Below are 21,612 nucleotides of genomic sequence, written 5' to 3'. Positions count from 1 at the left end.
CCAGCAGTCAGCAGTCAGCACCATCGCGAACCACCCTCCCACCAGGAAGGACCCCCTGTGCCGGTCGCCATCACCGCCGTTGAGAACACCGACCTGTTCGTCGGCACCGAGGACGCCCCCCGCCAGGTGCTACGCGTCACCCTGGACGGCACCGCCGACGGCCCGGCCGTCCGGGTCACCGTCGCCGGCCCCGGCGTCAGCGGCGAGGCGACCGGCACGGGCGTGGTCGAAGTCCCGCTCACCATCGACGATCCGGTCGTCGGTGCCCGGCTGCCGGTCACGGTCCTGGCCCAGGACGCCCGGACGCAGGCGAGCGTCGTCGTCGCCGAGCCCGGCTGGACCATGTACCTGGTCTCGCACTTCCACTACGACCCGGTCTGGTGGAACACCCAGGCCGCGTACACCTCTCCGTGGGAACTGCTCTCCGGCGACGCCACCACCCGGCCGCTGTGGGAGCGCAACGGCTTCGCACTGGTCGACGCCCACCTGGACCTGGCGCTGCGCGACCCGGTGTACAAGTTCGTGCTCGCCGAGATCGACTACCTGAAGCCGTACTTCGACCAGCACCCGGAGCGCCGCGCCGACCTGCGGCGGCTGCTGGAGCGCGGCCAGGTCGAGCTGGTCGGCGGCACCTACAACGAGCCCAACACCAATCTGACCGGTGCCGAGACCACCATCCGCAACATCGTCTACGGCATCGGCTACCAGCGCGAGATCCTCGGCGGCGACCCGCAGACCGCCTGGCAGCTGGACGTCTTCGGCCACGACCCGCAGTTCCCCGGCTACCTGGACGCGGCCGGGCTGACCGGGAGCGCCTGGGCCCGCGGCCCGTTCCACCAGTGGGGGCCGATCCAGAAGAACTTCCGGGAGGCCAAGGACGACGCCACGGTGATGCAGTTCCCGAGCGAGTTCGAGTGGATCTCGCCCTCGGGACGCGGCGTGCTCACCCACTTCATGCCGCACCACTACTCCGCCGGCTGGTGGATGGACTCCTCCCCCGATCTGGCGACGGCCGAGCAGGCCGTCTACGAGCTGTACCGCAAGCTCAAGCCGGTCGGCGCGACCAGGAACCTGCTGCTCCCGGTCGGCACCGACTACACCCCGCCGAACAAGTGGGTCACCGAGATCCACCGCTCCTGGGCCGCCAAGTACGTCTGGCCGCGCTTCAGCTGCGGCACACCGCACGACTTCCTCACCGCGGTCCGCGCCGAACTCGCCGCCTCCGGACGGCGGCCCAGCCCCCAGACCCGCGACATGAACCCGGTCTACACCGGCAAGGACGTCTCCTACATCGACACCAAGCAGGCCCAGCGGGCCGGCGAGGTGGCCGCCGTGGACGCCGAGAAGCTCGCCACCCTCGCCGCACTCCACGGCCTGGGCGGCTACCCCGACGCCGCACTCGACAAGGCATGGCGCCACCTCGCCTACGGCGCACACCACGACGCGATCACCGGTTCCGAGTCCGACCAGGTGTACATCGACCTGCTCTCCGGCTGGCGCGAGGCGCACGACCTGGCCGCCGCCGTCCGCGACACCGCGCTCGACGCGCTGACCGGCCGGATCGACACGACGGGCGAGGGCACCGCCCTGGTCGTCACCAACACCCTCTCCTTCGACCGCTCGGCCCTGGTGGAACTCCCGCTGCCGGACGGCACCGACGGCGGCCGGGTGCTGGACGACACGGGCACCGAGGTGCCCTGCACGGTGGACCGGGGCACGCTGCGCTTCCTGGCCACCGACGTCCCGGCACTCGGCTGGCGGACCTGGCGCCTGGTGGAGGGCGAGCCGGACACCGCGTGGCACCCCGCCGAAGGCCGGGTCATCGCCAACGAGCGCTACCGGGTCACCGCCGATCCGGCCCGGGGCGGCGGCCTGTCCGGCATCCACGACCTGCGCCACGGGCGGGAGTTGATCCAGGACGGCCAGGTCGGCAACGAGCTGCGGGTCTACGAGGAGTACCCGCAGCACCCGGACTTCGGCGAGGGCCCCTGGCACCTGGTCCCGAAGGGCCCGGTGGTCGGTGCCTCCACCGGACCCGCGAGCGTCCGCCGGGAGAGCGGCCCGCTCGGCGAACGCCTGGTGATCGCGGGCACGGTCGAGGGCATCGGGTACGAGCAGACGGTCACGCTCTGGCACGGCATCGAGCGGGTCGACTGCCGGACCCGGGTACTGGACTACGCCGGAGCGGACCGGCTGCTGCGGCTGCGCTTCCCGGTCGACCTGCCCGGCGCACTGCCGGTCAGCGAGGTGGCGGACGCCGTGGTGGGCCGCGGCTTCGCCCTGCCGGACGTCGACGCGGCCGAGTCGCCGTGGACCCTGGACAACCCGGCCAACACCTGGTTCGGGCTCGGCGCCACGGCCCGGATCGGCCTCCGCGGCCTCACCGGAGCGGCGATCGGGGACCGGGCGCTCGGCGTCGCCGAGGTGGTCGTCCCGGCACTGGAGGCCGCCGCCGAGGCACGCGGACTCCTCGTCGCCCTGGCCCGGGTGGGCGTCACCGCGACCACCGCGAGCGCCGACTGGTCCCGCTACGGCTGGCTGGACGTCGACTCCAACCTGCCGGACTTCCGCATCGTGCTCGGCGGCCCCGAAGTCAACGACGCGGCACGGGAGTTGCTGGAACGCGCGGGCGCCGAGTACTCCGCCGCACTCAGGACGCACGGCCGGGTTTGGGTACCCGCCGACAAGCCGCTGCACGAGATGTGGCAGCCGGGCGCCGACCTGCGCGACCTGCGCGCACTGCCCGCCCTGGTGGTGACCGACACCGACGCACTCGCCGAGGACCTGGGGGACGCCCGGATCTCCGCCACCTGCCCCGGCCCGGTGGCCGAGAGCGAACTGCTCACCGACCACACGGTCGCCCTGCTCACCTTCGGCCTGCCCGGCTTCGCCGTGGACCCGGGCGGCGCACTGCACCTGTCGCTGATGCGCAGTTGCACCGGCTGGCCGTCCGGGGTCTGGATCGACCCGCCGCAGCGCACCCTGCCCGACGGATCCTCCTTCCAACTCCAGCACTGGACACACGAGTTCAGCTACTCACTGGTGTCCGGCGACGGCGACTGGCGGGCGCTGACGCTGCCCGCCCGGGGCCAGGAGTTCAACCACCCGCTGTACACCCGGCTCGCCCCCGCACACCCGGGCCCGCTGCCGGCCACGCTGGCCAACCTGCGGGTCCAGCCGGAGCGCGAGGTACTGCTCGGCGCGCTCAAGCCCACCGGCAACCCGATCGCCCAGGGCTCGGCGGCCACCACCGACCCGGCCGCCGGGGTCACGCTGCGCCTGGTCGAGTCCACCGGCTTCGGCCGGACCGCACGGCTGGAGGGCGCCCTGCGGTTCACCGGACTGCGGACGGCCGACCTGCTGGAGCGGCCCGGCGAGCCGCTCACCGGCCACCCCGAGCTGCACGGTTCGGAGGTCGCGACCGTGATCGGCGTACCGGAGCAGGCACCTCAGCGGGCCGCCGAAGGGTCGGCTCCCGGACCGGACGCCGACAGGTCGGCCCTCGGACCGGTCACGGAGGTGGCGCAGCCCGTGCACGCCCGGTACTGGCTGCACAACCGGGGCCCTGCGCCGATGGGGTACCTGCCGGTCTCGGTCGGTGTCTCGCCGGGGCTGCTGCGCACCGACGGCGGGCCGGTGGAGGTCTCGGTGGTGCTGGCCTCGCACCTGCGCGATGCGGCGGTCGAGGGCACGGTGAGCCTGCTGGCGCCGGACGGGTGGGAGGTCAGCGGCGGGCAGCGCCCGTACCGGCTGGAGGCCGGGGGCCATCTCCGCTTCCCGGTGACGCTCCGCCCGTCGGCGGGTACGGCGCCCGGCCTGTACTTCGCGGCCGCCCGGGTGGAACACGCCGGGCAGTCCGTCGAGGACGTGGCCACGATCGCGGTCGGCGAGCTGCCCGCGCTGCTGCCGGTGCCCGGCGAGCTCCCCGAGGACTGGGCCGCAGCGCAGGGGACCAAGGCCTCGACCGGCCGGGACACCGGCCTCTCGGTGGACGTCACCTCGTCCTCGCTGCGGCTCTCGCCGGGCGGACGGGCCGAGCTGGCGGTGGTCCTGACCAACCGTACGCAGGGTGAGATCCGGGGCGAGCTGCAGCTGGTCTCCCCCTGGGGGACGTGGGCGGCGGTCGCCGATCCGGTCCGTGGTTTCGTCCTGCCCGCCGGTACCGAGCGGACGGTCGCGTTCGCGCTGGCCGTCCCGCGCGATGCCGAGGCCGGGGCGTACTGGGCGCTGGCGAAGGTGATGTGGTTCGGCCGCTGCCAGTACGCGCCGACCGTGGAGCTGGTGGTCGCCCCGTGAGCACCGCGACGCACGGGCAGCACGGGCAGCACGGGCAGCACGGGCACGCACAATCGCACCCGCACCCGCACCCGCACCCGCACCCGCACCCGCACCCGCAGGGGCACGAGCAGGCGCACGGCCACGGGCACAGTCAAGGTCACGGTCACGGGCCCGGGCCCGGGCCCGGGCCCGGGCCCGGACTCTCGTGCGATCACCCCGCGCCCGGGGTCCTCGGTCTGCTCGACGGCCGACCGCTGCCCCGGGCCGAACTCGACCGCCGTCTCGCCGCCCTGCGCGGCGGGTCCCGGTCCTCGGCACTGCCCGTCCCCGGGAGCCCCGAGGACCGACAGCTGACCCGCTGGGTCGCGCAGGTGGTGCTGACCGAGGAGCTCTGTGCCGCCGAGGCCGCCGCCCGCGGGCTGGACACCGAGGGCTCCGGTCCGGGCGGCGGGCAGGCGCCGCCCGCCCGGCTCGACCAGCGCGCCGCCGTCGAGCTCGGCTCGATCGCCGCCGCCGCGTTCGAGGGCAGCGCCGCCGTGCGGGCGGTCTACCGGGCCGTGACCGCCGAGGTGGTCCTCTCCCCCGACGAGGTCGCCCGCTACCGGGCCGCCGTCGAGCAGCGGCCGGCCGAGGGCGGTCCGGTCTGGCGGATCGCCACACCGGACGGCGAGTTCGACGCCCGGCCGCAGACGCTGCCGCTCGCCCTGGCGGCCGCATTGCGCACCGCCGGGCCCGGCACCGCGGTCACCGTCGACGGCTGGACGGCCACCCTGCTCACCGAACGCGACGATCCGCTCTCCCCGGCCGACCCGGCCCCGGAGCTGCTCGCGGCCGCCCGCCGGATCGCCTTCGTCCGCTGGCTCGACCACGCCCGCGCGCACCGTCTGCACCTGGTGCCGGGTCTGGAACACCCCGGCGACCCGGCCCAGCCGGACAATCACCACCGGCACTGACCCGCTCCGCCGGGCCCCACCGTCCGTACGATGGACGATGGGGCCCGCTGAGGAGGCCGGTCATGGGTCGAGTACGACGGTACGCACTGACATTCCCCGGCGATCCGGGCAGCCACGGACCGCAGGACGTGGTCGTCGTCAAGGACACGGGCGTGGACGGCCCCGGCGGCCATCCCGTCTATGCGGACGACTCCGGGATCGTCAGAGCCGAGATCAGCGATCGCGGCGAGGTCCGGATGCTGGCGAGCGGCGGGCACCAGACACCCCGCACACCGATGCAGGCCGAGGCGCTTCCCTGAGCACCCGAGCGGTCACACGGCCCACCAGGACCGCTCGGGTAGGCCCGTCCGGCCTGCCACAACGGTGCACGGCCTCACGTGACTCTCCGCACCCCGGTCTCCCGGCCCGGCCGGGCCCGGCGGGGAGTGGCGGGCCTCGGCGGTGACGGTCCGTGCGTTCCCGCGCCCGGCGACAGGTCCGCTTCGGTGGACCGAGCAGCCGCGGCACGGTGCCGTTCACCCGTTCGGGCGCATCCACACCGCAGTGCCACGCCCCGGCCCGGGCCGCAGCGGAGCCCGCTCCTCCCGCACCCACCCCCGACGGCCCGAGCCCCGACCGCAGGTGGCCGGGAGGCTGCGTACGGTCCGGCTAAACCCTTTGCGCCGGTGTGAGGGCCCTGCCCACAATCGGCCCATGAACGATCATCACCGGGCCGACTTCTCCGTCAAGCCGACGCTCGTCGGCGAGAACGTGATCCTGCGCCCGTTCCTCCTGGACGAGGACGCCGAGACCATCCGCACGTTCCTCCAGGACCCGGAGATCGGCCGGTTGACCGGAAGCGACAGCGGACCGAGCGATCCCGAGCCCTGGGACGACAAGGCCGAACAGCAGATGCGGAGTTGGTACGGCACCCGGAACGAGCAGCCGGACCGGCTCGACCTGGCCGTCGTCGATCGGGCCACCGGCGCCTGCGTGGGCGAGGTGGTGCTGAACAGGTGGGACAGCGCCAACCGGAGCTGCAACTTCCGTATCCTGCTGGCCCCTTCGGGACAGAACCGCGGGCTCGGCACCGAGGCACTGCGACTGATCGTGGGCTACGGCTTCGAGCAACTCGGCCTGCACCGGATCTCGCTGGGGATGTTCGCGTTCAACCCGCGCGCCCGCCGCAGCTACGAGAAGGCCGGCTTCGTGGCGGAGGGCGTCCTGCGTGACTCGCTGTGCTACGACGGGGAGTGGGTGGACGAGGTGGTGATGTCGATCCTGGCCCCCGAGTGGCAGCGCCACCGCGGACACCCGGAGCTGGTCTGACCGCCACGAGCCCGACCGCACGACACCCGAGCCGCACCCGCTCGGGCCGAGTCACGCTCGTTCGAGCCGGGCCCCGCCCGCTCGGACCAAGTCGTGCCTGCTCAGGCCGAGTTCGGCCCCGCCGGCCGCTGCCGGGCCGGAGGCGGTCGAGGGTTCGGCTCCGTGCCGTCGAGCAGCCCGCTCCCGGAGCAGCCGACGGGCCCGGGCAACGGTCTCCGGGCCCGGACAGCAGTCGACCGCCGGACCCGTGGGTCCGGCGGTCGGCCGTGTCCTGCGCGGTGTGGTCAGGACTCCGCGGTCGCCTTGGCGTCCAGCTCGGCGAAGAACGCGTCCGCGATGGCACGCGTCCTCGGCAGGTCCGCCAGCGGTTCGCCGACGACCCGGCCGGCGAGCTCGGTGGCGACGGAGATGACGTCCTCGCGCAGTTCGGCCTCGGCGATGATCCGGTCGGCGGCCAGCTGCACCTTGGCCTCCGCGACCAGCCGGTCACGCTGCTGCTGGCCCTCGGCGCGGATCGCCGCGATCAGCGCCGTGCCCTCCTCCGCGGCGGCCTGACGGAGCCGCGCCGCCTCGTGGCGCGCCGCCTGGAGCTCGGCCTGGTACTCCTCGTAGATGCGCTGCGCCTCGGAGCGGGCGGTCTCCGCGCGCTCCATGCCTCCGCCGATCGCATCCTCGCGAGCTGCGAGGGTCTTCTCGATCCGCGGCAGTACGGCCTTGCCGAGAATCCCGAAGATCAGGAAGAACACGACCAGGCCGAGGACAAGTTCAGCTGCGTTCGGTTGCAAAGGTCCCATGAGCGCATGATAGGCACGGCGCCTTCGGCCCCCTCACTCAGGGTTGCCTGACCTTCCGTCAGAACGCGTCCCGTCCAGGCCCCGGCCGGGCCCGGTCACCGGCCCGCTCGGACCGGGCCCGGCCGGAACGCAGGTCCCGTCAGGCGCGATCCGGGCGCGAGTTCCGTCGGGGGCGGGACTCCCGGCGCCCCGGAACCGGAGACGGCGGAGCGCCCCGTCCCGGCCGTGCGGCGGGACGGGGCGCTCCTGGGCGTGCGGAGGTCAGGCGGCCTTCGCCGCTGCCTCGGCCTCGGCCTCGGCCTTGACCGGCTTCGGTGCCGGGCCCGAACCGGAGGTGCGCAGGAAGAGCAGCAGCGTCGGGAGGAGGTACGCCGCCCAGACCACCACCTGAAGCACCGTCGGGTCCGGTTGGAAGTTGAACACGCCCTTGAGCAGGGTGCCGTACCAGCTGTCCTTGGGGATGGTGCTGCTGATGTCGAAGAGCTGGTCGTGCAGGCCGGGGATCCAGCCCGCCTCCTGCAGGTCGTGCACGCCGTAGGCGAGGACGCCGGCCGCGACCACGACCAGCATCGCGCCGGTCCAGGTGAAGAACTTGGCCAGGTTGATCCGCAGCGCGCCCCGGTAGAACAGCCAGCCGAGCACCACCGAGGTGGCCAGCCCGAACAGCGCGCCGAGCAGCGGACGGACACCGTCGCTGGTCGCCTGCACGGCGGTCCAGATGAACAGCGCCGTCTCCAGCCCCTCCCGGCCGACCGCGAGGAAGGCGGTGACCACCAGCGCGAAGCCGCCCATGGCGAGCGCGGCGTCCAACTTGCCGTGCAGCTCGGCCTTCAGGTGCCGGGCGGTGCGGCGCATCCAGAAGACCATCCAGGTGACCAGGCCGACCGCGACGATCGACAGTGACCCGCCGAGGGCCTCCTGCGCCTCGAAGGTCAGCTGGGTGGATCCGTACTGGAGGACCGCACCGAACGCCAGGCTGAGCAGCACGGCCGCGGCGATGCCCGCCCAGACCGGGGCGAGCCGGTCACGGCGGCCGGTCTTCACCAGGTAGGCGATCAGGATGCAGACCACGAGGCTGGCTTCGAGGCCCTCCCGCAGGCCGATCAGGTAGTTGCCGAACACAAAGGGCTCCTGGGGTCGGTGGTGGTCGAGGTCGTCAGCCGAACAGGGCCTGGCCCCACCACTCGCCCGGCTTGCGGATCCCGGGCGGGCAGGCGAAGTGGGCGGAGCCGACGTGCTGGATGTACTCGTTCAGTGCGTCGTGCGAGGCCAGTCGCTGCTGGAGCGGCACGAACGCCTTCCGGGTGTCGCGCTGGTACGCGAGGAAGAACAGACCAGCGTCCAGGCGGCCGAGGCCGTCCGTCCCGTCGGTGAAGGAGAAGCCGCGACGCAGGATCATCAGGCCGTCGTTGCTGTCCGGGTGGGCGAGCCGGACGTGCGACTTCTCCGGCATCGCGGTCAGGTTCGGGGTGTCCCGCTCCTTCTGGCCGCCGTAGGGGGCGCCCTCCGCCTTGGTGCGGCCGAAGGTGTCCTCCTGGTCCTTGAGCGAGGCGCGGTCCCAGGTCTCGATGTGCATCCGGATCCGGCGGGCGACCAGGTAGGAGCCGCCGGTCATCCACTCCGGCCCCTCGCCGGGGGCGACCCAGACGTGCCTGTCCAGGGCCGCCGTGTCGGTGCCCGCGATGTTGTGGGTGCCGTCCTTGAAACCCATCATGTTGCGCGGGGTCTGCGCCTCGGGAGTGGTGGAGGATGTCTTGCCGAAGCCCAGCTGCGACCAGCGGATGCTCGCCGTGCCCATGGCGATCCGGGCCAGGTTGCGGATCGCGTGCACGGCGACCTGCGGGTCGTCGGCGCAGGCCTGGATGCAGAGGTCGCCGCCGCTGCGGGCCGGGTCGAGGCTGTCGCCCGCGAACCTGGGCAGCTCGACCAGGGCCTCGGGGCGTCTGGCCGCCAGCCCGAAGCGGTCGACGGGCTGCCCGTCCGGGCCGGGCTTCTCGAACAGGGAGGGCCCGAAGCCGATGGTGAGCGTCAGCCGGGAGGCGGGCAGGCCGAGCGCCTCGCCGGTGTCGTCCGGCGGGGCCTCCGGTAGCGCACCGGCGGTGCCCGTACCGACCTCGCGGCCGCCGGTCATCGCGGCGGCCGCCTTGGTCCACTCCTTCAGCATCCGCACCAGGGCGTCCCGGCTGGTGGTGGTGACGTCGAAGGCGGCGAAGTGCAGCCGGTCCTGGACGGGGGTGGCGATCCCGGCCTGGTGGTCGCCGTAGAACGGGATGTCCACGGTAGAGCCGGTCAGTTGGACCGGCTTGCTCTCGCTGCGCACGGCCGCCGCGACCGAACCGGTGACGGCCGCGCCCAGCGCCACCCCGGCGCCCGCCCAGCCGATGACGGAGCGTCGGCTGGGCGCGCTGCCGGGCAGCGGCCGGCCGGGCTGCTGCCCGTACTGCTGCTCGGCCTGCTGCTCGGCCTGCTGGGAGTCTCTCTCGGAGTCCATCGCGATCGGGGCCCTTCCGGTGCTGGTGCTGCTGGTGTCTGCTCGGCGGCGCTGGCTACTTGACGACCACGGCGGCGGCCAGCTTGGACAGCGGCTCGGCCAGGGCGTTCACCGCGTCCGAGAACGCCTTCTGCTCGGACTGGCCGACCTTGTCGTAGGAGGTGTAGGTGCCGTCGGCCTGCTTGTACTTGGCCAGCAGCGCCTCGATCGCGGCGAACTCGCCGTCCAGCGTCTTCGCCAGGTCCGCGTCCTTCTCGGCCGCGACCGGCTTCAGCAGCTCGTACGCCTTCTTCGCGCCCTCGACGTTGCCGACGAAGTCGGACAGGTCGGTGTGGCTGTAGCGGTCCTCCTCACCGGTGACCTTGTTCTTGGCGACCTCGTCCAGCAGTTCCTTGGCGCCGTTGGCCATGCTGGTCGGGGAGATCTCGGCGCTGCCGACGCGCTTCTGCCAGTCCTTGAGGTCGGCGACCAGCTGGTCGGCGAGCTTCTTCTCGTCGTCGCCGATCCGGTCGTCCGCCCAGAGGGACTTCTCCAGGCGGTGCCAGCCGGTCCACTCCTGGCCCTGCTCCAGACCGTCCTCGCGGGCGTCGGTCTTCGGGTCGATGTCGCCGAAGCTCTCGGCGACCGGCTCGGTGCGCTCCCAGCCGACCCGGGACGGGGCGAACAGCGACTTGGCCTTGTCCAGTTCGCCCGCCTTGATCGCGGCGGCGAACTGCTCGACCACCGGGATGGTCTGGTCGGCCTGCTCCTGCGCGTACTTGCGGTACCCGGCGACGGCGGCGTCCAGACGGGGGTCGCTCTTGACCGGCGCGCCGTCGCCGGTCACGGTGATCTTCTGCCGGATGCCGTCCCCGACCATGCCGGGCTTGCAGGCGACCTCGTACGAACCGGCCTTGATCTCGGCGGAGATGGTCACCTTGGTGCCGGGGCCGATGTTCTCGCGCTCGGTGACGATCCGGTCGCCGGGGGCGTAGACGTAGACCTCGGTGCTCTTGGAGCCCTTGTTGTGGACCGCCAGCTGGACATGGCCGCCCGGGAAGGACGTCTTCGAGAGCTCGCAGGCGCTGTCGGAGGCGTTCACCTGGACCGCGTCGGCCGAGTCCGCGTCGTTCTTCTTCTCCGTGCAGCCGGTCAGGACGGCGGTGGCCACGGCGAGGGTGAGCAGCGCGGCTGCGGTGGATCGACGGGCAGGCATGAGGGCTCCACGGTGGGCGGGGTCGGTGCAGGGCATGGCGAGAACTGGACTGCGGGGTCGGGTCTCCGATCCGGGCACGCCCAGTTAGCTAAGGCATACCTTAGATTAACCATTTCTTTAACGTCCACACCACCCTCCCCCCACCTGCCGACGCCCATTGCCCGCCGTCACTGATTCCGCATCACCGGCTTTCCCCCGCTGGTGATTCACCTCGCGGCGCCCTCTCCGGGTGGCTGCGGCGAGGTTCCGGCGGTCGGCGCCACGGAGGTTCCCGGGGCGGTCCGTGGCCACGGAACTGCATGACCGGGGCATCGGGGTCGGCGTGCTCAGCCGGAGCGAGCCACTCCCGGACGGGCCGCCGGGCGCTCGGCGGCGCCCCGAGGATGCCCCTGGACGGACAGGACGGCTCCGGCCCGCCCGCCCGCCCGTGAACCGACCGGCACCCGACCGCCACCCTCGGCGCGTGCCGCCGGTGCATGCCTTCAGCGCATGCCGTCAGCGCTGCCGACGAGGAGCGAGAGGCAGGCGGCCGGTGCACGACCGTCGCCACCGGGGCACCCAGCGCCCACCACGCTTCGACGGCCATCCGCAGCCGGGCGTTCGGGTGGGCGAGGCCCGCCGAGAGAACGAGTGCGGTCACCCGGTCGGGATGACGGGCCTCGGCTCGGCCCGCGACCGCCGTCCCCCTCGACAAACCGGAAATGACGAAAGAACGAAATCCCGATCGCGCGGCACTGTCGAAGAGAAAATCGGCCGGACCGTCCGGTGTCAGCGGACCGATCGGCATCGGGTGTTCCCGGAGCCGGGGAAGTCCGGCCCGACGACCGCGTAACGGCAGCCGGGAAGCCAAGCGTCCAGGGGCATTTGAGCAACGCGACTGCGCGAACGAGTAGCGCCGTCCTACCCGGACGAGTAGTGGAGCGCTTCGGTCACGCGCAGGTAAAGTCCGAGGTGGGAGTCAGTGAATCCGATTCCCGCTCGTACGCGGAGAGGAGGGCCCGTGACGCCCCGCCAGGAATTCCCCCGAGTTCGTGTCAGCGCGACATCCGGGCCGCCGGATCGAGGACGTCCGACGATCACCGACTCGGCATCGTCCTTCCGGAACAACTGGGCGGATCCGTCGATCCGGAGCCCCTGCGTGACTGCCTCGCCCGGATCGTGCGGCGCCACGAGGCGTTGTCACTGCGCTTCGACGAGCAGGGCAGCCGGCCCTTGCGGTGGGTCGAACGCGAGGTCCCGGAGTCGGCCGACTCCCGGCCGAGGCCGCTCCGGCCGTTTGATCAAGTTCTGCCACAGCCCCGGCCGACTTCCCGGTGGAACCGGGAACAAGAACGAAAGCCTCACGCGTTCATGGGGTGGATCAATCCGCCGAACTCGCCTTCAGGGCCGGGCTCCAGGACACATCCGACCCTCGCTCCGCGGCTCCGTCCCTGCGGCCCCGACACCGGAAGGCGCCGAACCGAAAGGAAAGCCATGGGCGGCCTGGACCTCCGTGAGCTGGAGTGCTTCCTCACCCTCGCCGAGGAACTGCACTTCGGCCGGACGGGAGAACGGCTGTTCGTCTCGCAGAGCCGGGTCAGCCAGCTCATCCGGTCCCTGGAGAGCCGCATCGGTGCCCGGCTGCTGGAACGCACCAGCCGTCAGGTGAGCCTCACCCCGCTCGGCCACGAGTTCCTCGCCTCCCTCCGCCCCGCCTACGCGACGCTGCGCGCCACCCTCGACGACGCCGCAGCCACGGCCCGCGGTTTCCAGGGGCAGCTGCGGATCGGCTTCCAGGGCAGCGCCGACGCCCCGTTCATGGCCGCCGTCACCGCGTTCCAGAACCGCTTCCCCGGCTGTGTCACGGAGTTCACCGAGATCCCGCTCTCCGATCCGTTCGGTGCCGTGCGGCGCGGCGAGGTGGACACCGCCGCCGTGCTGCTCCCGATGGCGGAGGACCACCTCGTCCTCGGCCCGGTGTTCTCCCGGCAGCCGCAGTACCTCGCGGTCTCCCGGCAACACCCCTTGTCGGCCAGCGCCTCGGTGACCGCCGAGGCGCTCGCCGACACCCCGCTCATCTCCATCGCCGAGCCCGCGCCCGGCTACTGGCGCCAGGCCCAGGCCCCCACCCGCACCCCCGGCGGCCTCCCCGTCCCGCTCGGCCCCGCCGTCCGGACCTTGCAGGAGGGGATCTCCCTGGCCGCGGGCAACCGGGGCGCCATGCTGTTGTACCGCCCCACCAGCGAGTACTACCAGCGGCGCGACATCAGCTACGTCCCGGTGACCGGCCTCCCCGACTCGGCTCTCGGCCTGATATGGCATCAGGACCACGAGACCGCCCGCATCCGCGCCTTCGCCGAGACCGTCGCCGAGGCGCTCGGCTGAACCGGCACCGCCGGTGTGCCGCCCGGCCCTTCGGGCGGCACACCACGTCCCGTTCGACCGGTCGCCCCGGGCCTGCCCGGGCTCGCGGCTCGGCACCACCCAACTGATCCTGCTCGCCCGGCTGCTCCTCGTCCGCCACGAGGTGCGGCTCGTCGACCCGGGCTCCGTCCGGATGCAGCCGGGCGGGATCGCGGTCCCCTCGTCCCTGCACGGTGCACTGACCACTCGCTGGGACCGCCCGGCCCCGGGCCCAGACCCGGCGACCACCCGGAGCACAGCGGGTACGGACGGCACGGACGGCGCGACGCACCGAACGCTCGGGAGCGCGTCGAGATGCGGCCGACGGCGTCCTGGCGCACGGTCGGAGACATGAGTGGTGTGATCGTACTGCTGGAGCTGGAACCCTCCACGGAGGTCCTGGACGCCGGCGAGGTCGACGTGGGCGCCAGAATCCGCTGGGTGCACGCGGCACCGTCCGACCCGGAGGTCCCCGAGGACCCTGGCCCGGCCACCTTCTGCGGCATCGCGACGAGTGACCTGGAGCGGGAGCCGTACAGCCCGACGGAGCCGGGCGCGCCCTGGTACCCGCCGTCCCAGCGGACCCGCCGCTGCCGGAGCTGCGAGGCCGCGCTCAGGGCCCTGTGACGGGAGGCGCTGCGGCCGAGCGCGCCGCAGCCGGACCCCGCCCCTGCCGGTGCAGGGGCGGGGCGGGGCGATCGGTCACGTGACGGTGACCGTGACCCTCCAGGGGATGACGACCCGTGGGCACACGGACCCGGGATCGGGGACGCAGCGCCGGGACGCGGTGATGTCACTCGTGCCGTCGGTGTCCGCGCGGAAGGTCGCGGTCGCGTCCCCGTCGGGTGAGGTGCCGCCCCGGATCCGCCGCAGGACGGCGGAGGCCGAGGCTGTCGGCGCGCTCCACACCCAGGTGTCGCCCTGGTCGCGGAGATGGGTCAGCCTGACCGTGATCACGTCACCGGCGGTCACGGCCACGGCGCGGCCGTTGTCGCCGTTGGTGAGCGTGACGGCACGGGTGGTCCGGCTCCGGGAATGGTCGGAGGCAGCGGACGCCGTCGTCGTGGCGCAGACCGTCGTCGCGGTTAGCGCCAGACCCAGGGCCAGCGGAACGGTCACGAGCTTCGCGGTTTTCACGGGTTACCTCCTGGGGGCGGACGAACTCGTCTGTAGACGTCCTACACCCCGGCGGCGGCCCACCGTCGCCGTTCTCGCCTGATTCACCCCATTTCGCGAATCGCTCGCCCTCCTCGCCGCACCCTCCTGGCCGCCCTCCGACAGGCCGGTCCGGGCCGCAGGGCACCCGCGCACCACAGCGACTGCGGAGCCGCCGCCGGCTCGACGCGAGCATCGCCAAACCGGCATTCCTCCAAGCACTTTGACCAACCGTCAGTACTCACACGGAACTTCGGGCGCCGACGGAGCAGGAACTGCCCCCGGACCCGCCCCCGCGCCCGCCGAGTGCCCGCGTGACGGCTGTGGGCGCGATCGCCGACCCGATCCTGAGCGAAGGGTTCGGGTGTGGGAGATTGTCCCGCCGGTCACTTCGAGGCGGCGGAGAACGTGCCCGTCAGCAGCGTTCTCCAGCGTTCGTCAGCAGGGTGAGCACGGGGGCGGTGCAGATGACCAAGGGGCACGGGCAACCGAACGCCCGCCCCCGGTGGTCTCTCCACGGACGGGGCAGAGCCGGGCAGTGACCCGGTCGGCACAGGAGCTGGATACGGGGACGCGATGAATCTGACCGGTACTCCCTTCTACATCCTCACGATCGTCCTCTTCCTGGTCTCGATAGCGGTGGCCATGGCTCAGTGGGGAAGGGGCAGGAGAGGCGACAGCAACCGTCGAGGGCGGCGGGGAGGCTCGCGGAGCCGGGCCCCGGAGGGCGGCGGCCGTGGACCACTGCGGTTCGTCGGCCACCTGGCGACGATCCTGTTCTGCCAGTCCAGCGCGGTGCTGATGGTGTTCGTGATGGTCAACAACTCGAACCTGATCTACGACAGCTGGGGCGACCTGCTGGGCACCGGCAACCACGTCCGGGCGGTCCCGGTGCCGCCGAAGGACAGCGGCATCGCGGCGGACTCCGGCTCGGCCAGGCCCAAGGTGATCCAGTCCTTCCACCCGGTGGACGACAGCGCGGTCCCCAAGGACGTGAAGGAGACCGACCTCAAGGGGCAGCTCTCCGGCGTCGACGGCGAGGTCCTGGTGTGGACGCCACCGCAGTACGACGACCCCGCCAACAAGGACAGGACCTTCCCCGTGGTCGAGCTGCTGGCCGGCTTCCCCGGTTCCTCCAGCACCTGGTTCGGCACCATGGACGTCTCCAGGCAGCTCGCACCGCTGATGAGGTCCGGCCAGGTGTCGCCGTTCATCCTGGTCTCGCCCCGGGTCACGCTGCTGGGCCAGCACACCGACACGGGCTGTGCGGACGTCGCGGGCAAGGTCAATGCGGAGACCTGGCTGTCGCGCGACGTCCCGCAGATGGTCCTGGACAACTTCCGGGTCGACGCGTCGCCCGACCGGTGGGCACTGGCCGGCTACTCGGCGGGCGCGCACTGCGCCACCCGCCTCGCCCTCGCCCACCCCAACCGCTACCGCGCCGCGATCAGCATGTCCGGCTACAACGACCCGATGGGCGAGTCCGACTCGCTCACCGCCACGGACGCGCACCTGCGGGAGACCTCCAACCCGCTGTACCTCCTGACCCACGCCACCACCCCGCCGAACGTGGCGCTCTACGAGACCGGCAACAAGGGCGACGGCCTGGAGGACGCGGTGGCGCTGCAGAAGGCGGCGAAGTCCCCGACCACGGTGACGCCGTTCGAGACCAACGGCCCGCACCTGAGCTCGACCTGGAAGCCGCTCGTCGATCCCTCGTTCAAGTGGCTCACCGGGATCATCCCGCCCGAGCACTGAGCGACCGAGTCCCGCCCGAGCGTCGGGGCCGGGTCACCGGTCAGGTCTCCCCCAGGTCCGCGTCCAGCTCCTCGTCGAACTCCCCGTCGGCGAGTTGGGCGAGTGCCCGGTCGAGCCAGTCGAGCCAGAACGTCTCCAGGCCGATGCCCGCCTGCAGCACCAGGTGCTGCAGGCGGGCCCGGTCGTCCGACATCGAGGCGAAGTCGCGCTCCTCGATCGCCCGGTACTCGGCGAGCTGACGCCGGTGCAGCTCACGGTGGCGGCAGAGTTCGGCGCCAAGCACACTGCCGAGACCGTCACCGACACCGAGGCTTACGCCGAGTCCGACACCTGCACCGGGACCGACAGCGGGGCCGAGATCGACACCGGCACCCGGGTCGGCACCGGGAGCATCGTCCGGCACCCCGCCGGATCCGTTGCCGGGCCCGCCGTCGGAACCCCTCGTACCGACCACCGCCGCCGCGCGCAGCCGCAGGACCAGCGCGTCGCGGACGGGCTTGGGATCCTGGCTCTCACCGACCCAAGCGATCAGCGCGGCACGGCCCTCGGGCAGCACCTCGTACTCCTTGCGGCCGCCGCGCGCCGGCTGCTGCTGGGGCAGCTCGCGGATCAGCCCGGCCTCTTCCAGTCTGCCCAGCTCCCGGTAGATCTGCTGATGGGTGGCGGGCCAGAAGAAGCCGATCGACTTGTCGAACCGGCGCGTCAGCTCCAGCCCCGAGGACGGCTTCTCCAGCAGGGCGGTGAGGATGGCGTGCGGCAGCGACATGGTCGGTGGCCTCCGGCAGGTACCTACGGCGGTCAGGAGGCATCCTACGGACGCGCGGGGTCAGAGCGTGGCCGCGAGCCGGGTGCCCTGGTCGATGGCGCGCTTGGCGTCGAGCTCGGCGGCCAGGTCGGCGCCGCCGATCAGGTGCGGCCGGGCCCCCAGGGCGAGCAGGGCCTCGTACAGCTCGCGCCGGGGTTCCTGTCCGGTGCAGACCACCACGGTGTCGACGGGGACGGTCTCCTCACGGCCGTCCACGGTGATGTGCAGTCCGGCGTCGTCGATCCGCCGGTAGGTGACGCCGGAGAGCATGGTGACGCCACGGTGACGCAGTTCGGTGCGGTGGATCCAGCCGGTGGTCTTGCCGAGCCCAGCACCGACCTTGCTGGTCTTGCGCTGGAGCAGGTGGACGCTGCGCGGCGCGGCGGCCCTGGCCGGTTCCCGCAGGCCGCCGGGGGCGCGGAAGTCGGTGTCGATGCCCCACTGCCGGTGGAAGGCGGCCCGGTCGAGCGCGGCGCCGTCGCCGGGGTCCGTGAGGTACGCGGCGACGTCGAAGCCGATGCCGCCGGCGCCGAGGATCGCCACCCGCCGGCCGACCTCGGCCTTGTCGCGGAGCACGTCGAGGTAGCTCACCACGCTGGGGTGGTCGATGCCGGGGAGGTCGGGCGTGCGCGGGGTGACCCCGGTGGCGAGCACGATCTCGTCGAAGCCCCCGGCGGCGAGGATGTCGGCGGTGACGAGGGTGCCGAGCCGCAGCTCGACCTGCTCGGCTTCGAGCCGGTGGCGGAAGTACCGCAGGGTCTCGTCGAACTCCTCCTTGCCGGGCACCTGACGGGCGATGTTGAGCTGCCCGCCGATCTCGCCGGCCGCGTCGTACAGGGTGACGGCGTGGCCGCGCTCGGCGGCGCCGACCGCGAGCGCGAGGCCGGCGGGTCCGGCACCGACGACGGCGATCCGCTTGCAGCGGCGGGTGGGACTGAGCACCAGCTCGGTCTCGTGGCAGGCGCGGGGGTTGACCAGGCAGGAGGTGATCCTGCCGCTGAAGGTGTGGTCCAGGCAGGCCTGGTTGCAGCCGATGCAGGTGTTGATGGTCTCGGCCCGGCCGCGCTCGGTCTTGGCGACGAAGTCCGGGTCGGCGAGCAGCGGACGGGCGAGGGCGACCATGTCGGCGTGGCCGTCGGCGAGCAACTGCTCGGCGATCTCGGGCGTGTTGATCCGGTTGCTGGTGACCAGCGGGATCCGGACGGCGCCCATCACCTTCTTGGTGACCCAGGCGAACGAGCCGCGCGGAACGGAGGTGGCGATGGTGGGGATGCGCGCCTCGTGCCAGCCGATGCCGGTGTTGATGATGGTGGCGCCGGCCGCCTCGATCGCCTTGGCGAGGGTGATCACCTCGTCCAGGGTGGAGCCGCCGGGCACCAGGTCGAGCATGGAGAGCCGGTAGATGACGATGAAGTCCGGCCCGAGCCGCTCGCGGACCCGGCGGACGATCTCGACCGGGAAGCGCATCCGGTTCTCGTAGGAGCCGCCCCAGCGGTCCTCGCGCCGGTTGGTGGCGGCGGCGATGAACTCGTTGATCAGGTAGCCCTCGGAGCCCATGATCTCGACGCCGTCGTACCCGGCCCGCCGGGCGAGTTCGGCGGCCCGGACGAAGTCCCCGATGGTCCGCTCCACCTCCTCGTCGGTGAGCGCGCGCGGGGTGAACGGGCTGATCGGCGCCTGGAGCGCGCTGGGCGCCACCAGGTCGGGATGGTGGGCGTAGCGGCCGAAGTGCAGGATCTGCATGGCGATCCGGCCGCCCTCGCGGTGCACGGCCGCGGTGACGACGGCGTGCTGCGCCACCTCCTCCTCGGTGGTCAGCTTGGCGCCGCCGCCCCACGGCCGGCCCTCCTCGTTCGGGGCGATCCCGCCGGTGACGATCAGCCCGACACCACCCCGGACCCGGGCGGCGTAGAACTCGCCCATCCGCTCGAAACCGCCGGGCGCCTCCTCCAGGCCGACGTGCATCGATCCCATCAGCACCCGGTTGGGCAGTGTGGTGAACCCCAGGTCGAGCGGGCTCAGCAGGTGGGGGTACGCGGTCATCCAGCGCCTCCTCGCGCGAAGTGTCACCTCACGGTAGGCCGGGCGAGTTCGGTTATGCAACTAGTTGCACATGCCTTCGGAGCGTCGACCGTGCTCGACGGCGCACGCCGCCACCCCGCGCGCCCCGTCGATCGACAGGGGCACTTCCCCTCCTTGCGGCGTACGTATCGGCCCACAACAGCCCAAGACTTGGTTCATGTCCGCTGACACTGTCACCAACCACCCGGCCGGGCAGCCCGGTTCGGCCTCCCCGGGACGTCTGCTCGGCCTCGATCTGGCGCGCGGCCTGGCCGTGCTCGGCATGTTCGCCGCCCATGTCGGGCCGGTCCCGGGCGAGGACGGGCCGATCGGCCTGGCCGCACAGTTCGCGCACGGGCGGGCCTCCGCCCTGTTCGCGATGCTGGCCGGCGTCTCCCTGGCGCTGATCGCCGGGCGCAGCCCGCGCGTCGGCCGGGCCGGCCGGCAGGCCGCCGCCAGGATCGCGCTGCGGGCGCTCGTGCTGCTGGCCGCCGGCAGCGCGCTGACCGCGCTGAACACCCCCGTCGCGGTCATCCTCGCCTACTACGGCGTCTACTTCCTGCTGGCCCTGCCGCTGACCCGGCTGGCGGCCGGACCACTGGCCGCCGCCGCACTGGGCTGGGCCCTGATCGGACCGCAGCTCTCCTTCGTGCTCCGGGCCGGTCTCGAGGCCCGGGACTGGACGGCCCCGCTCACCACTGTCGACCCGATCGCCCACCTCAGCGGCGAGGGGCTGCTCGCCCTGCTGCTCACCGGGAGCTACCCGGCACTCACCTGGATGCCGTTCGTCCTCGCGGGCATGGCTCTCGGACGGCTCGACCTGACATCGCCCCGGGTACGCTCCCGACTGGCCGTCACGGGAGCGGTACTGGTCGCCGTCGGCTACGGCGGCGCCTGGCTGGCCTGCCGGTTCGTCCCGGTGGACGTGAACTGGTGGGACGGCCCCGAGAACGGCACCGTGGACACCTCCCGGCCGGCCGGGCTGCTGACCGCCGCCCCGCACAGCGGGACCACCTTCGAGATCCTCGGTGCCCTCGGCGTCGCGCTGAGCATCCTCATCGCCTGCACCGCGCTGCTGGCGCGGCGGCCCTCGGTCGGCGCCAGCCTGCCGGTGGCCTCGGTCGTTGCCGTCGGCGCGCTCTCGCTGTCCGCGTACGTCGGGCACATCGTGCTCATCGAGGCCCTGGGCGGGGAGGACCTGCCCGGCTCACCGGCGCTGCTGCTGGCAGGATTCAGCGTGCTGGCCCTGGCACTGGCCTGGTGCTGGACCCGCCGGTTCCGGCGCGGGCCGCTGGAGACGGCGCTGCACCGGGCCACGCTGCTGGCCCGTTTCATCCGCTGACGGCCGGCCGCGCAGCCGCTCCCGGGCGGCTGCGCGGTTTCGGCGCACCGGGCCTGCGCCGAGAGCCACGGGGATCCGGGGCGCAGTGGCGGAGCGACCGGGCCTGACGGGGCGGGCTCCGGCCGAGTCGAGGCAGGCAGGCAGACAGACAGGGTCAGGCGGGCAGGCGGGCCGGGTCAGACGGGCCGGGGGCCGGGTCAGACGGGCCGGGGGCCGGCGATGCTCTCGGCCGCCTGGACGAACTGCGGCAGCCACTCGTCGAAACCGGCCTCGGCGACGAGCTCCACCGCCATCGCGGCCTCCTAGCCGACCAGCGTGTGCAGCGGAGTGCCGGGGTCCTCCACGGCGGCGACGATGGCGTCCGCGACCACGCCGGGCTCCCCGGCCCCCTCGCCGATGCGCTCCATGAACCGGGCCAGCCAGGCCTCGTCCGCCGCGTACGGGTCGCCCTCGGACGCCTCCCGGGTGGACGCGTTCGCGTGGACGTCCGTGGCGAAGCTGCCCGGCTCGACGGAGACCACGCGGATGCCGAACTGCGCCACCTCTCCGGCGAGGGCCTCGCTGACGGAGCCGAGCCCGGACTTGCTGGCCGCGTAGAACCCGCCGTAGGGCACCGCCCAGATCCGGCCCGCCAGCGAGCTGACGTTGACGATGACCCCGCCACCGTGGGCCCGCATGGCCGGCAGGGCCGCGCGGATGGTGCGCAGCGGCCCCCAGAAGTTGGTCTCCAGCACCGCCCTGGCCTGCTCGATGGGGGTGGCCTCGACGGCCCCGTGGTAGTCGATCCCGGCATTGTTCACCAGGACGTCGATCGCCCCGTGCCGCTCCTCCACGGTCCGTACCGCCGCCGCCACGGAGGCGTCGTCGGTGACGTCCAGGGCCAGCACCTCGATGTCGAGGCCCGCAGCGCGGGCGCGCTCCCTGAGCCGGTCGGCCTTGGCCGGGTTCCGCATCGTGGCGTAGGTGCGGTCCCCTCGTCCGGCGAACGCGAGTGCCGTTTCCAGACCGATCCCGCTGCTGCAACCGGTGATGAGTACCGCTGCCACGCGGACCTCCCTGTTCGTGGATCCCGGGGGTGAGCCGCGGCCGG

General features: G+C 72.8%; 16 protein-coding genes and 1 pseudogene. 8 read left to right on the top strand and 9 right to left on the bottom strand.

Going from position 1 to position 21,612, the window contains the following annotated elements; genetic code table 11:
* Nucleotides 1–57 precede the first annotated feature (57 nt).
* The 4 genes from ACFC1R_RS10645 to ACFC1R_RS10630 all read left to right on the top strand — a co-directional run bounded on the left by ACFC1R_RS10645 (nucleotide 58) and on the right by ACFC1R_RS10630 (nucleotide 6,539).
* Nucleotides 58–4,296, top strand: a complete 4,239-nt coding sequence (locus tag ACFC1R_RS10645) for an NEW3 domain-containing protein (RefSeq protein WP_375935938.1) — start codon at nucleotides 58–60, stop codon at nucleotides 4,294–4,296.
* Nucleotides 4,293–5,231: a hypothetical protein gene (locus ACFC1R_RS10640; RefSeq protein WP_375935936.1), complete on the top strand. Its 939-nt coding sequence runs from the start codon at nucleotides 4,293–4,295 to the stop codon at nucleotides 5,229–5,231. The genes ACFC1R_RS10645 and ACFC1R_RS10640 overlap by 4 nt, the downstream gene beginning before the upstream one ends.
* Before the next feature lie 62 nt (nucleotides 5,232–5,293).
* A complete protein-coding gene (locus ACFC1R_RS10635) occupies nucleotides 5,294–5,530 on the top strand; it encodes a DUF6296 family protein (protein ID WP_375935933.1) in 237 nt (78 codons plus the stop codon).
* Nucleotides 5,531–5,924: 394 nt separating this feature from the next.
* A complete protein-coding gene (locus ACFC1R_RS10630; protein WP_375935930.1) occupies nucleotides 5,925–6,539 on the top strand; it encodes a GNAT family N-acetyltransferase in 615 nt (204 codons plus the stop codon).
* 284 nt (nucleotides 6,540–6,823) lie between these two features.
* Here the strand turns inward: ACFC1R_RS10630 and atpF are convergent, their stop codons facing one another.
* The 4 genes from atpF to efeO form a co-directional block, all read right to left on the bottom strand.
* Nucleotides 6,824–7,333 (bottom strand): F0F1 ATP synthase subunit B, encoded by a 510-nt coding sequence (gene atpF, locus ACFC1R_RS10625; RefSeq protein ID WP_375935927.1) that lies wholly within the window; start codon nucleotides 7,331–7,333, stop codon nucleotides 6,824–6,826.
* A gap of 261 nt (nucleotides 7,334–7,594) precedes the next feature.
* Nucleotides 7,595–8,455, bottom strand: coding sequence for an iron uptake transporter permease EfeU (efeU, locus tag ACFC1R_RS10620; RefSeq protein WP_375935924.1), 861 nt, complete (start codon nucleotides 8,453–8,455; stop codon nucleotides 7,595–7,597).
* Between the two features lie 34 nt (nucleotides 8,456–8,489).
* Nucleotides 8,490–9,824 (bottom strand): iron uptake transporter deferrochelatase/peroxidase subunit, encoded by a 1,335-nt coding sequence (gene efeB / locus ACFC1R_RS10615; protein WP_375935921.1) that lies wholly within the window; start codon nucleotides 9,822–9,824, stop codon nucleotides 8,490–8,492.
* A 55-nt stretch (nucleotides 9,825–9,879) separates the two neighbouring features.
* Nucleotides 9,880–11,019: an iron uptake system protein EfeO gene (efeO, locus tag ACFC1R_RS10610; RefSeq protein ID WP_375935918.1), complete on the bottom strand. Its 1,140-nt coding sequence runs from the start codon at nucleotides 11,017–11,019 to the stop codon at nucleotides 9,880–9,882.
* A 1,473-nt stretch (nucleotides 11,020–12,492) separates the two neighbouring features.
* Between efeO and ACFC1R_RS10605 the strand changes: the two genes are divergently transcribed.
* A complete protein-coding gene (locus ACFC1R_RS10605; RefSeq protein WP_375935916.1) occupies nucleotides 12,493–13,383 on the top strand; it encodes a LysR family transcriptional regulator in 891 nt (296 codons plus the stop codon).
* Nucleotides 13,384–13,752: 369 nt separating this feature from the next.
* The gene (locus tag ACFC1R_RS10600) at nucleotides 13,753–14,028 is read left to right on the top strand and encodes a hypothetical protein (protein WP_375935913.1); all 276 of its coding nucleotides are present in this window, start codon (nucleotides 13,753–13,755) and stop codon (nucleotides 14,026–14,028) included.
* Nucleotides 14,029–14,103: 75 nt separating this feature from the next.
* Here ACFC1R_RS10600 and ACFC1R_RS10595 read toward each other — a convergent pair whose 3' ends face one another.
* Nucleotides 14,104–14,538, bottom strand: a complete 435-nt coding sequence (locus tag ACFC1R_RS10595) for a hypothetical protein (protein WP_375935910.1) — start codon at nucleotides 14,536–14,538, stop codon at nucleotides 14,104–14,106.
* A 594-nt stretch (nucleotides 14,539–15,132) separates the two neighbouring features.
* Here ACFC1R_RS10595 and ACFC1R_RS10590 point away from each other — a divergent pair.
* Nucleotides 15,133–16,314: an alpha/beta hydrolase gene (locus ACFC1R_RS10590; protein ID WP_375935907.1), complete on the top strand. Its 1,182-nt coding sequence runs from the start codon at nucleotides 15,133–15,135 to the stop codon at nucleotides 16,312–16,314.
* 40 nt (nucleotides 16,315–16,354) lie between these two features.
* On the opposite strand, the gene ACFC1R_RS10585 is transcribed toward ACFC1R_RS10590, so the two are convergent.
* From ACFC1R_RS10585 to ACFC1R_RS10575, 3 genes and pseudogenes are all read right to left on the bottom strand, one after another.
* The gene (locus ACFC1R_RS10585; RefSeq protein ID WP_375936067.1) at nucleotides 16,355–16,597 is read right to left on the bottom strand and encodes a hypothetical protein; all 243 of its coding nucleotides are present in this window, start codon (nucleotides 16,595–16,597) and stop codon (nucleotides 16,355–16,357) included.
* A gap of 153 nt (nucleotides 16,598–16,750) precedes the next feature.
* Nucleotides 16,751–17,080: pseudogene (locus ACFC1R_RS10580) on the bottom strand (PadR family transcriptional regulator); the annotation flags it as partial.
* A gap of 60 nt (nucleotides 17,081–17,140) precedes the next feature.
* Entirely contained in the window at nucleotides 17,141–19,162 is a 2,022-nt protein-coding gene (locus tag ACFC1R_RS10575) for an FAD-dependent oxidoreductase (RefSeq protein WP_375935904.1), read from the bottom strand.
* Nucleotides 19,163–19,358: 196 nt separating this feature from the next.
* Here ACFC1R_RS10575 and ACFC1R_RS10570 point away from each other — a divergent pair, with 196 nt between their 5' ends.
* Nucleotides 19,359–20,522 carry a DUF418 domain-containing protein gene (locus tag ACFC1R_RS10570; RefSeq protein ID WP_375935901.1) on the top strand — a complete coding sequence of 388 codons (1,164 nt, stop codon included), beginning with the start codon at nucleotides 19,359–19,361 and terminating at the stop codon, nucleotides 20,520–20,522.
* A gap of 302 nt (nucleotides 20,523–20,824) precedes the next feature.
* Here the strand turns inward: ACFC1R_RS10570 and ACFC1R_RS10565 are convergent, their stop codons facing one another.
* On the bottom strand, nucleotides 20,825–21,568 hold the full coding sequence (locus ACFC1R_RS10565; protein WP_375935898.1) for an SDR family oxidoreductase: 744 nt from the start codon (nucleotides 21,566–21,568) through the stop codon (nucleotides 20,825–20,827).
* Nucleotides 21,569–21,612: the final 44 nt, after the last annotated feature.

This window comes from Kitasatospora sp. NPDC056138 (assembly GCF_042264695.1).
Classification (GTDB): Bacteria; Actinomycetota; Actinomycetes; order Streptomycetales; family Streptomycetaceae; genus Kitasatospora.
The sequence above is the reverse complement of the archived record's forward strand: the minus strand, read 5'-3'. Positions and strand labels throughout refer to the sequence as shown.

Bases quoted from the DNA above. Each gene is read 5' to 3' on its own strand.
- ACFC1R_RS10600 (WP_375935913.1), top strand. From the start codon at position 13,753: ATGAGTGGTGTGATCGTACTGCTGGAGCTGGAACCCTCCACGGAGGTC.
- efeB (WP_375935921.1), bottom strand. From the start codon at position 9,824: ATGGACTCCGAGAGAGACTCCCAGCAGGCCGAGCAGCAGGCCGAGCAG.
- ACFC1R_RS10635 (WP_375935933.1), top strand. From the start codon at position 5,294: ATGGGTCGAGTACGACGGTACGCACTGACATTCCCCGGCGATCCGGGC.
- ACFC1R_RS10630 (WP_375935930.1), top strand. From the start codon at position 5,925: ATGAACGATCATCACCGGGCCGACTTCTCCGTCAAGCCGACGCTCGTC.
- ACFC1R_RS10605 (WP_375935916.1), top strand. From the start codon at position 12,493: ATGGGCGGCCTGGACCTCCGTGAGCTGGAGTGCTTCCTCACCCTCGCC.
- ACFC1R_RS10575 (WP_375935904.1), bottom strand. From the start codon at position 19,162: ATGACCGCGTACCCCCACCTGCTGAGCCCGCTCGACCTGGGGTTCACC.
- efeO (WP_375935918.1), bottom strand. From the start codon at position 11,019: ATGCCTGCCCGTCGATCCACCGCAGCCGCGCTGCTCACCCTCGCCGTG.
- ACFC1R_RS10570 (WP_375935901.1), top strand. From the start codon at position 19,359: ATGTCCGCTGACACTGTCACCAACCACCCGGCCGGGCAGCCCGGTTCG.
- atpF (WP_375935927.1), bottom strand. From the start codon at position 7,333: ATGGGACCTTTGCAACCGAACGCAGCTGAACTTGTCCTCGGCCTGGTC.
- ACFC1R_RS10590 (WP_375935907.1), top strand. From the start codon at position 15,133: ATGAATCTGACCGGTACTCCCTTCTACATCCTCACGATCGTCCTCTTC.